Below are 9010 nucleotides of genomic sequence, written 5' to 3'. Positions count from 1 at the left end.
TTCCCATAGCGCAAGCTAGTAAGAACCCTGAAAGATGATCAGGTTGATAGGTCAGAGGTGGAAGCGCGGTGACGTGTGGAGCTGACTGATACTAATCGTTCGAGGACTTAACCATTTATTAATTGATTGACTCGTGTTTACCAACAACTTCTTCTACATTATCTAGTTTTGAGGGAATGAAACCTCAAACTTTTAGAGTCTGGCAGCAATGGCGAGAAGGTCACACCCGTTCCCATACCGAACACGGAAGTTAAGCTTCTCAGCGCCGATGGTAGTTGGGGCAGGCGCCCCTGTGAGAGTAGGACGTTGCCAGGCACGAAAAAGAACAGCTGAATCAGCTGTTCTTTTTTGTATCAAAAAAAAGAAGAAAACTAGATATTGATGATGACAATTCCGATAGTATAAAAAAATCGAGCATCCCAGTCGGAATGCTCGATGAAATACCTATTTTTTTTGTGCTACAAAACTTTGTTTATCGCTAGAGTATTCGAAAGTAAGGTCTTGGTCACCTTGTGACAAAATTAATTTATTTTCCTCCAACTGTACATCAGAAAAGTCTTTCTCCGATAGAAGCGGGGGGAGAAGTTTTAACTCATTCATAGGACCACTAGAATTGACAGGGAAAATCCAGATATATGAATGGGTTGCTTTATTAGTAGCAACTAAAACTAATTCAGGAATTTCATCCTTTGAGAAATTATGTTCAAGTCCATAAAATGAATATCCCTTTTTTAATTTTCCATTGTCATCAAATGGGGTATCCTCTGGTTCAGTTGCCAAATGGAGCTGCCATTCGGTGCCTGATTTATCGGTCATAACCAATGTACTACTCCCATTTGGGTGAGCTTGTCCGATGATATTCTTAACCTGTTTCCCAGCTAGATCCAATTTAAACGTCTGACCATCTGCTCCACTTGTTGAAGCTTTGAAGGATTTTAAATGAGTAAAAGTGTCCTTTTTGTTTTCTCCCAGGCCTGTCTTCTTTGTGGAAGTGGTTTTTTTCTTTTCTTCGGTAGCCGTTTTCTTTCCAGGGTTGTTTGCTGTTACCGTTTCACTAGGTTTTTGAACTTTAGGTTTTCCATCATGAAAAAATCCGAACCATATGCCTGTACCTAATCCCAGGATGACCACCAGAAAAGATAATGTCAATCCATATCGTTTTAGGAATTTGATTAAAGGACTAGTTGTCTCTGATTCAACTTCCTTCAAAAAATTTCTAATGCTGTAGTTTTTGATTAATTTTAGTTCTTTTCGAAGTGTTTTATTTTTCCAAATCGATTGCGGATGCTTGATAAAGTATTTTTTTAATGCTCTTTTGTAGGCACGGTCAGTGTCAATCAACCGTGCGTTTTCAAGAACAAATGAATACATTGTTTTGTCATGGCCTAACCGAGACAAGTAATCCAATAATCCTTGATAATTAACACCTTTATATTCCGATCCAAATGCGATGAAAAGGAGCTGAAAATACATAGAAATAGGATTGCTTCGAAATAGTTTTCGAAGGATGTTCCTAAGTTGTTGACGAGATTCTCCAGTTAAAGATTTTAAATCGTATGCATTTGCATTCGCGGGATTACTGAAAAGCTCGTATAAAGCAATCATGACCAAATAATTTTCCTGGCCCTTCGCGTCTTCCCATTCTTCAACATTTGAAGAAATTTCTCCAAATGCGATGACATCTGACAGCGTGACATCCATAACATTGATCGTCCTTAACAGAGAGGCTAATGCGTGTTTTAGCATGTCATTCTTAAATTCGTCAAACTCAGGACTATGCAGGCCGAGGTTAAAATCCTTCACTGCCAATAAGGATGTGAAAGGGTTGCTTTCATTGCTGATGGCAGAAGCGATTCTTTTTATTGATACGGATTTAAATTTTTCAATACTCAAAAGGTAGGGTGAGTGTGCAAGTAATTTTAATTCGTTAAGGATGTCTTCGACACTAACGAACGGTTTAAACCATTCCAAAAAATATTGTTCAAGAAGCCCCCCGTAATTTGAATTGTTATTAAAATATATCAAAATTTCTTGATGGCTGAGCTTGTCCTGTTCAATTACTTTCCATAACTTATGGAAAAGTCGATCATTTTGATAATACTTAAGAGTCTCTATCATAAAGAAGATAGCCTCATCGCATCTAAGGATTGTGTTTATGGATACGACAGCATCGATGTAGTCTAGAGCCATATTTTTATTACTAGCTACTTTTTCCCCTTTTAATAGATGGAAAAAAAGCTCAACCAAATCTGGTTTTTCCTCTGAGTTAACCGCTAAGAATTTATGCAAACTTTGTAAAAAACCGATTTTATTATTCTTATAATAAGGGATATCCTCATAGTTTAAGGTTAGATAAATGGCGGTTAATTGGTGATAACTGGTTAACTCCAGTTGCTGTTCTTCCTCTAATCCTGATAACATTGATTCTGCAAAGTCCAAGAAATTACTTACATTTTTAGATTTGGAGAAATGGTGAAAAGCAAATTCCAAATACTCGTGCCACTCCCCGTTAATATTTACACCTGATACTCTGCCTTCTGCAAAATCGAAAATAAATTGTTTTGCCATGGAACGATCTCCATAGTTGAGTGTTCCTGGCTCAAAAAACATAACATGGATGTATTTTTTACCCTCAGGTTCACTAGAAAAAGTCATTGCTCCTAATTTCCGTCGATGGGCATAAGGTAAATAAAGATAAATTAACTCTAACAATTGCATCGCATACTTTGAATAGTCTTGCAATGGAACGTTAAGAGAGATGAAGACCTTTTTCTTTCCAGCAATCGACGACATGACGGCGAGCAAGAGCTGTTTGAATTGTACTTCTCCAATCCCTAACACCTCAAGAAGTTCATCCTTCACACTAAGAATATCCCTATCGTCGAAGCCGACAACCTCCCGTTCAGGCAGGACCTTCCCTAAGCCGACATCATAGGAGGTAGCAAATTCATTGATTTGAAAAAGCTTGGCAGGCTGTTTGATCCACTCATCCTTTATGGCAGAAGGAATAATATAGTTATGCATGAAATAGGTGCTACGAGTGCCAGTAAAATCTGCGGGTACGAATATAGCCTGGCCGATGACAAGCTCGCCGCTTTCAGGCTGAAAAATGGTCACGGCTTCCGGAAAGAGGGAAGCTTCCATTTCTCCCCGTTCCGTTAACACCTTAGGAGCGGAATAGCTGCAAAATGGATGTAAATATTTTTTTACAAATGCTTTATCGAGGCCAGCGGAAATGGCAATGGTGTCATAGCCGTCGGTTTCGTGAAAGATTCCGCCCCGTTCCCTTGTATACATTTGCTGATCTACGAATTTTCCGGTCACTGCTCATTTCTCCCTTCGATATACCCTAGCTTATAAAGCAGCCAAATGAACGGCTCATCTACACGAACAGGGCTAATGATGCCGCTGACCTGCTGATCGACTGGATTACTCCCTAGCGCGGACACCGCAAAATAGGAGATATCTTTAAAATAAACATCCAGTGCGTTCACAAAAGGGATATCTACTTTTTCAAGGAATCGTCTGATTTCCCCGTTGATATTTTCGAATTCATCTAAATGGAGGTAGCCTCTATGGATGACATTATGAAATACATTACTATTCGAACGAATATATTCGCCGTCATCGTGTTTTAAGGCATTTAATAAATCGCTTTTCGTCAACACCACTGCGGTTGGAATATCTGTTTTACTATTTTCTAGATGGGCAATAAAATCACCAAACAAGGAGATGACGACTTCACGTGGTTCATCACCTTGGGCAGCAATTTCACCTGGCTTTTCACCTAGTTGATGAATCAGTTTTTCACGGATAGCGCGAATTTGCATTGGGTCAATTAAAAACAGAATTCCTGAAGAATTTTTAATATGGGCTGCATGAAGCTTGATATAGTCCTTGTTTGTCATTCCTTCACCGGCGACATCAAAAAATACGAGTGTCAGTGGAGAGCGATCCTCATCTTTAAAGACAAATTGAAAGATAAATGGCTCTTGACGCTTTGATACCTGTGTTGATTTTAATAGACTGCCATTTTCAAAAAGCGGAATTTCATACTCCTGTCGGAATCGCCTGCTTATCTCATTATCAAGTGGAATGCACGCCGCCTGAAAATTGTTAGCGGTGACATGCTGTAGTGTATGAATCAATGAGGTCATGTAAACGGATTTACCCACAGAGGTAGCTCCAACAATCGATACGATATTACTTGGATGCTTACCCGCTGTAACAGGCAGTTCATTATGGCATTCGGGACATAAGCGATTCTTCGTTACGACTGAGTATTTATCAGAAACGCCCATAAGAATGCGATCAGAATAAAGCTTGTTTTCATCAGGAATCATCGAAGGATAAATAATCGCTTCCAGCTCGTCAATCGGAGCAAGCCCGAATTTTTCCCGATAATGATTAAACAATTCATCCTCTTGCAGGGCTAATGCCTCATCATCGTCACGGTAATGGGACGCACGGAAGACGACTTCCTCATGATGAAATTTGGAAAAACAGTATGGGCAGACAATATCGTAAAATGGCAATCTTTCTTTGGCAGGCTGCTTTTTTTCGAATATTCGTTTTAGCAGTGCGAACATGTAATGGCCCTCCCTATTCAGGAATTAGCTCGTAATCATAAGCTGATTTCCTTCCGTTGCTAAAAAAAATTCTAATATACTCATTTTTATCAATTTCAATTTCCGGCTGTACGGATTTCCCAGAGGGAAAGTCGCGAACAAAGGGATATACCGTTCCATCGTCGATCGAGTTGGGAACGGACCCGTGTTTTTTTACATAGACTAACACCTCTTTATCAAGTGGAAGCTCTGACATGATCGATATCTTTACTTTTTTAAGAGGCTGAAAGAGTTTATTTTTATAGGTGATAGAAAAATATATTTTTCCTTTCGAGCCCGAAATTCCTATACTATTATTATCGTTCTCTTGCCTGAAAATGATTAGCTTTCCTTCCCGTTTTTGGCATGGGAAAATGCGGTAGTGCGAGCGGCTAATTCCGTCTATTCTGGCGACATAACCTTGATTAGCTTTATATTCCTCGCGGGTGTAGAGCCTTAAATCATCCTCTGCAATTTCGCTGTATGGCTGGACATGGTCGGCCGGAGCCTTATAAATGTAGACAAAGTCAATGTCCTTTGACCAAAACCAAGTTAAATGAACCTCAGAATCGCGCAGCGTCTTTCTTAAATCTCTTATTTCATGATCAGGGGAAGTAATGGTCTCCCAGTTCACCGGCAATCACCTCCATCTTCTTAAAGTTGAGAGCCTCAAAATCCTTTTTTAAAATGATCTCTTTTCAAGGATGTATCACGCACGGAAAAATCAGAACCGCTGGAGCGGCGGGCTAATGTACCGGCAAATTTTTCGCGTATCGGGATAATCACTGTTCCAAGGCCGGTCAACACAGTTAACAGAATATCTGCGGCAATGCGGTAAGAGAACCCGGACAGCAAGCCGCCCTGCAACCCAAGTTCGAGCAGAAGCCCTGCTAATAGCCCTGAAATCAGTCCAGTGATGGCGTAGCTTTTTGCCAAATACCGGTTGTCAAAAACGATACCTAGGGCTAGACCGAACAGGCCGCCAATTAACGTGATCAAGACAACGCGAAGCACGGCAAGATAAACACTGTTTTTAAACAATCCGTGTTTTTCCGTCACAAGCAGACGGTCTTGGTTTTCTAAGTAAATTCTTTCAAACACGTTCGTTAATTCCGTCGCTTTTTTGACATCATAGAAGGAACCGCCAGTGCGAGTTGCAATCAATTTGAGTAGCTTGGCGCCGTCCTGGTCAATTTTGCTCATCCCAATCGTATTAATGATAATATCTTTGTTTTGATAGGGCTCCACCACAGCATCGAGGTCTAGCTTGCTGTAACCATCGGAAAACAGAATCACCATTGGTTTGCGGCCCACTTGTTGATTGTTGTCAATCACCTTCATGGCGTTGTCTAAGGCGCCCGCAATATCGGTACCCCCGTTGTATTCTAAGCTATTGATTTGATTAACTGCGTCCTCACGCTCCTTTCTATCACTAATGTTAAACATTGATTTTGTGATAAATGCTTGTTCATTAAAGGAGATGATAGAGGCGCGGTGGCCTTGTTCCATATTGGAAAGGAGTTTTCCGGCAGCCTTCAAGCTTTGGCGACCAGGGTCGGATTTATTCATGCTGTCCGAAATATCCATAACCATAACGAAATCGTCTGGCGGTTTAACGCTTGAGATATTAAGAGAATAGAAGAATTGAAAAATAAGACCGGCAATAAATAGCATCACAAATGTTGATGGGACAAGAAACTTCCAAGAAAGCCCCGAGTATTCCAAGCGCCAGCTGCGACCATTAATCGTCGGTGAAATGATTTCTGCCAGCAAGCAAAACAGGCCGGCCATAAAGGCTAACTGACCAAAATAGACTCCCATTAACAGGATATTGGGCCAGACGCCATAATAGGACTCGATCAGCCACTCGCCAATGATAGCCCCGATGAAGCCGGCAATAATACTAAAAACAAAAAAGAGAATACTAAACTTTCGGACAGGCATTTGCAAAATCTCCTTACGAAATAGAGTTGGTTTTCACTGATTTCGAGTGGAATTCATAACCATTTTCCATGTAGGTCTTATAGTATTTTTCACCATTGCGGTAGTACATTAAGTCTGTCAGCTTAAAGCCTCCCATAAGGGCAAGTTTTTCGATGCCGCTCGATTTTTTCTCATGGGCACAACCGACTTTAAAGTGGCGATTTTCCTGTTCTTTTTCTAAGGCGAAATTCATGAATTTGCTGTAAAAATCCCCAAAGAAGTATTTTTCTTCGAAGCGGTGTTCCTGTGTATAGTTATAAACTTCAATCTGAATTGCCGAGTTTTCGTGCAGGCGTGTGTATAGTTGCTTGAACAGATCCTCTTTGGAGAGAACGTCACGATTTTCATAGCGCGTCATGACATTGGCTCTTTCTAACAGTTCATCCTCAAAGCTGCGATGGAATTCTTCCTGCGTCAATACCTCTCGATTACAAACGAGAAGCAATCGTTCCAGAAGGGCGTTTGTCCCGTTTTCAAGCAGGGTGAGCAGGTTTCCGAAAAAACGCTCATCAGAAAAGAAATGCGGTCCGTGTTTTTCCTTCAACTTTGCTGTTATCCCGCTAATAATATCCGCATAATATTCGGCAATATTTTTGTCTAAATAATCATCAGAGTCATAAAGGCTTTCTGCTGCCGCTTGCTTCAGGCTGGATTTAACCTGATCGATAAGCTCAATTTTTTTGCGGAAATAAAAGTGATTTTCTTCTAACACCGCTTGATATTGCTTTAAGATCGCATGTTTTACCTCGAGCTTGATGATTTCGTACTTTTTCCCGTAAACCTCGTCAAACAAGTAGCGCTGGAAGCTATTTAGGTTTTTCTTGTCCGAAAAAGGGAGGTAGCTTTTTTTGAAATCACAGCCATCGACCATTTGCTGGTATAGCCACTCGAGTCTTGATTCCGCTTCTAAAAGGTCATCTTTTGTATGGCGCAGCATTTTCTGAATTTCTTCGATTACACTAATCCCAAATTCCGATGAAGTAGGTGAGGTCCATAAATAGGCACAATACAAGCCATATTTTTCATTATTGATGACATGTTCATCGAGACAGCTCAGGATACGTTCTTTCAGGTGCAGCCCTTGCATGTGCTCACGGACAGGATCGTCAAAATTTGCCTGGAAGAATCGGTTGGTACCTCCTTCATATAAATATTCTTCCGCTTCCCTGACCGACATTCTTTTTACCGTTTGATAAGAATTCGCGACAGACATTAAGCCATTCATGTCTGCAAGGTTTTCCAGCGGCGGTAGACAATCATGAAAGTATTTTAGAAAAGCGTCCTCGGACAAATCGAACAAGCTGAGCACTGTTTCACGGGGCTGCCCTCCGACAGCTTTTAACGATGCCAAAAATTCGTTGAAAAAATGACTTGCCGCATAGAGGGAAATCGCTTTATTGGGGCGGTTCACCTTGGCAAAACCAGCAGAAGCATAAACGGGTTCAGGTGAATTTCCTCTAATGCCACGTTTAAAGTCTTGATGATTATAGCTGTCCATTTTTTCATGGTAGTCTGTTATCATTTTCCGGTTTTTTAACAGATTAAGATTGCTGATAATCTCATAGTTTTGCTGGTTGGCATCACTAGAAATCAAGCCAGCTTCATTTTTATCGCTCAATAAATATACTAGGTCAAAGAGTGGGGAAGGTTGGTGGCTAACAGGCAGCCTGAGATGATCTTCTGTTAACTGAAGGTCTTTTTTAAAGGTATATTCATCGTTTTGATAGCTATCCAGTTCTTTAAAAAAACTAATCCCAAGTGAGGTGGATAGGGCAAAATGATCCCCGTCCTGCTTCGCCTGTAGCAATCCATATAAATCGACTTCGACTAGGCGAAACGATTCTAGAAGAATACTTTTTAACAACAAGGTAAATTCCTGAATCAGGATATTTGCAGGATCGCTAGCCGCCGTCACCACACAAAGATTAACTTTTTTTAACGAAGAATAGACCTTCCCGTATTCGGCAATTTTCGACGAAAGCCTTCGAAAGGTCTTATTTAACTCGATTAGTTTGGTTTCATCACGATAAAAGGCTTCGTACATGTCTTTCCGTTTAAGCTTGCGGTCAAGTCCTTCGCCCGGAAGCTGGATAGATAATACGTTTTCCCCGGTAATGGTGCCGGTTTGATGGGCGTGAAAATATAAGACCCCCATGCTGTTTTGCCATTTTTCTTCATTAATTAATTTGATCGATTGAAGGGCTTCCTTCACTTGGTCACCCAAAAATAAAAAGATAATCGGATGGTTGACACTGCGTTGTTCATTTTCTTCAAGCGTCATTTTTTCCAGCTGGTTTGAAAAGGTGTTGGCATACTTTTGTAAAAGTTCTCTCAAGCTGTTTCCCCCCATTGAAAAACTTTCCCCTAGAATACATGCTGGTGTGATAAGAGGTGGGCCACAAGCAACTACTGCAGGTGGC

General features: G+C 40.7%; 5 protein-coding genes and 2 rRNA genes. 2 read left to right on the top strand and 5 right to left on the bottom strand.

Going from position 1 to position 9010, the window contains the following annotated elements:
* Both M5A78_RS22510 and rrf read left to right on the top strand, forming a co-directional pair.
* Positions 1–115, top strand: a 23S ribosomal RNA gene (locus M5A78_RS22510); the annotation flags it as partial.
* An 83-nt stretch (positions 116–198) separates the two neighbouring features.
* Positions 199–315 (top strand): 5S ribosomal RNA (rrf, locus tag M5A78_RS22505).
* Between the two features lie 129 nt (positions 316–444).
* Here rrf and M5A78_RS22500 read toward each other — a convergent pair.
* From M5A78_RS22500 to M5A78_RS22480, 5 genes are read right to left on the bottom strand one after another with little or no spacing between them, the layout of a single operon-like run.
* Positions 445–3324 (bottom strand): GAP1-N2 domain-containing protein, encoded by a 2880-nt coding sequence (locus M5A78_RS22500; protein ID WP_248737524.1) that lies wholly within the window; start codon positions 3322–3324, stop codon positions 445–447.
* Complete coding sequence (locus M5A78_RS22495) at positions 3321–4589, bottom strand: TRAFAC clade GTPase domain-containing protein (protein ID WP_248737523.1); 1269 nt, start codon at positions 4587–4589, stop codon at positions 3321–3323. Before M5A78_RS22495 ends, M5A78_RS22500 begins: the two co-directional genes overlap by 4 nt.
* A 13-nt stretch (positions 4590–4602) precedes the next feature.
* On the bottom strand, positions 4603–5241 hold the full coding sequence (locus M5A78_RS22490) for a beta-mannanase (protein ID WP_248737522.1): 639 nt from the start codon (positions 5239–5241) through the stop codon (positions 4603–4605).
* 35 nt (positions 5242–5276) lie between these two features.
* Positions 5277–6551: a vWA domain-containing protein gene (locus M5A78_RS22485; protein WP_248737521.1), complete on the bottom strand. Its 1275-nt coding sequence runs from the start codon at positions 6549–6551 to the stop codon at positions 5277–5279.
* Between the two features lie 13 nt (positions 6552–6564).
* Positions 6565–8925, bottom strand: coding sequence for a hypothetical protein (locus tag M5A78_RS22480; protein WP_248737520.1), 2361 nt, complete (start codon positions 8923–8925; stop codon positions 6565–6567).
* Between the last annotated feature and the right edge of the window lie 85 nt (positions 8926–9010).

The sequence above is a fragment of the Neobacillus rhizosphaerae genome (assembly GCF_937468385.1).
Classification (GTDB): Bacteria; Bacillota; Bacilli; order Bacillales; family Cytobacillaceae; genus Neobacillus; species Neobacillus rhizosphaerae.
This window is presented reverse-complemented; position numbering and strand designations above follow the sequence as displayed.